General features: G+C 59.1%; 3 protein-coding genes. All 3 read left to right on the forward strand.

Going from position 1 to position 2,389, the window contains the following annotated elements; all coding sequences use genetic code 11:
• The coding region (locus GXX82_06340; protein NLT22648.1) for an HIT domain-containing protein at positions 1 to 129 on the forward strand (129 nt) is incomplete at its 5' end.
• Between the two features lie 345 nt (positions 130 to 474).
• Positions 475 to 1,809 (forward strand): transcriptional regulator, encoded by a 1,335-nt coding sequence (locus tag GXX82_06345; GenBank protein NLT22649.1) that lies wholly within the window; start codon positions 475 to 477, stop codon positions 1,807 to 1,809.
• A gap of 204 nt (positions 1,810 to 2,013) precedes the next feature.
• Positions 2,014 to 2,389: HIT domain-containing protein (locus GXX82_06350; protein NLT22650.1), on the forward strand; the 376-nt coding region annotated here is incomplete at its 3' end.

Genomic DNA, 2,389 nt, shown 5'->3' on the forward strand with positions numbered 1-2,389 from the left:
AACGTTGGCACCGCCGCCGGCCAGACGGTGATGCACCTCCACGTCCACGTCATCCCGCGGTACGCCGGCGACATGGCGGACCCCCGGGGCGGTGTACGGGGCGCGATACCGGAGAAGAGGGTGTATTGAGGGGCGGTTCGGTCTGCCTGGGCCCCCGGGGGGAGTCTCGCCCCGGGCATGTCCTCAAAAGCCTTCCAGAGTCGGATCGAAAGCCCTAACATGCCCGGCTTTCAATATCAGCGTGGTTATTGCCTTTCGCTTAAACCATGACACCCATTCAGACCTGGAGATATACCATGATCAAAATCGAAAGGATCAGAGCAGATACCCGCTTCAGGGGCACTGATCTTCCCTTGCCATCGGGTGGGGCAGATACGATCCCCGGATTCGGATGGCGTGAGGGCACGTCTCATTGATGACCTTCCTGCTCTTCTTGCACGCTTTGAAGGGCGGCGCATCGATTATAAGGAGGAAGTGAGCAGCAACCTCTACAAACTCATCTCTGCCTTCGCCAACACCGCCGGCGGTACGGTCATTCTTGGTGTCAGGGATAGAGATCACGCCGTTACCGGCATCGATCTCAGGAATAACACAATCAAAGTCCTTGCAGACAGTATAACCACCAGGCTCGGCATCCACCCGGTCATCGATATCCACGAGATCGATGGGAAGCATATTCTTACCATTGCCGTAGAGCAGAGCCGCGCCCCGGTCGCCTATGACGGACGGTATTACACCCGTGTCGGTGACACCACCCGCGAGATGCTTCCCGATGAACTCCGGGAGTATTTCCAACAGAGCATCGAATGGGACGGTATCACCGGCCCATACACACCCGACCAGATCGATGAGGGGACTGTCCGGCGTTTTCTTGCCCTTGCAAAGGCGGCAGGGCGCATCACCGCTATCGATCCCGACGAACCGATCGATACCGTCCTCCGCCGCCTTGATCTTGTCAGGGACGGGCGGATCAGGAACGGAGCTCTCATCCTCTTCGGCAGAGACCCGCAGAAGGACTTCCCCAATAGCATCGTCAGGATCGGCAGGTTCAGGCGGGCCGATATCATCATCGGCGACCACGAGATCAGGGGGAACCTCTTCTCTCAGTTCGATGAGGCCGAGCGGATCATCAAGAGTTACATCGGCGTAAGGTATGACATATCCGAGGAAGCGATGCAGGAATCCTTCCAGAGGAAAGAAGTCTGGGACTACCCGCTCCCGGCCATCCGCGAGGCCCTGCTGAACGCCCTCATCCACTGCGACTACTTCAACAACACAGTCCAGACTCAGGTCAGGATCTTCGATGACCATATTCGCTTCCATAACCCCGGCCGCCTCCCCGAAGGCATCACCCTCGAGACGATCCTGAAAGAGCACTACTCCTACCACCGCAACCCGAAGATCGCCGAGGTCTTCTACCGGGCCGGGTTCATCGAACGCTATGGTTCCGGGATCGAGCGGATGATCACTGTGCTCAACGCAGCAAGCCTGCCGGTGCCGGTGATCACCAGCACGCCGCTTGGATTCACCCTCACCATGCGCAAAGATCCCTTCACAGAGGAGTATCTACAGGAACTCGGGTTGAACAAGCGGCAGATTGCTGCGATCTCCTTCCTGCGTGTTCACGGCACGATCACCAACAGCCAGTACCAGGAGCTCAACACCGTCGCCGCGAGGACCGCAGTGAACGATTTAAACGACCTTGTCAGGAAGCGCATCGTTGAACGGAGAGGCCGATCGCGGCGCGATACCCACTATAGTCTCTCTTCCGAGAGAGGAGTTGAGATGATCAGGAGTGATGATGCGTGATATGTGCGCGATGATGCGTGATATGTGCGCGATTCCGATCATCTCTTTAACCTTGCGGAGAATGCGATGCTCCGGCAGGAACGACTTGCTCGTAGGATATGACGTTCCAGTGGAACGGAGCTTGAGCACCCGGGGGTGGGATCGGGCCTTCGACCACCTCGCCGAGAAATGCGCCTACCTCATCCACGTCCGGGGGTACGAAGCATGGGCGATCTGACCTGCCCCTTCTGCAACCCCCCGCCGGAAGACATAGTCCTCGCCAACACCCTCTGCTACGCCCGCTACGATAAATACCCGGTAAACCCCGGTCACCTCCTCATCATCCCCTTCCGCCACGCCCCCACCCTCTTCGACGCGACCGACGCAGAACTTGCTGCCCTCATCGCCCTCGCCTGGGAAGCAAAAACTCTCCTCGACGACCGGTTCCACCCCGATGGCTACAACGTCGGCGCGAACGTTGGCACCGCCGCCGGCCAGACGGTGATGCACCTCCACGTCCACGTCATCCCGCGGTACGCCGGCGACATGGCGGACCCCCGGGGCGGTGTACGGGGCGCGATACCGGAGAAGAGGGTGTATT

The organism is Syntrophorhabdus sp. (genome assembly GCA_012719415.1).
Classification (GTDB): domain Bacteria; phylum Desulfobacterota; class Syntrophorhabdia; order Syntrophorhabdales; family Syntrophorhabdaceae; genus Delta-02.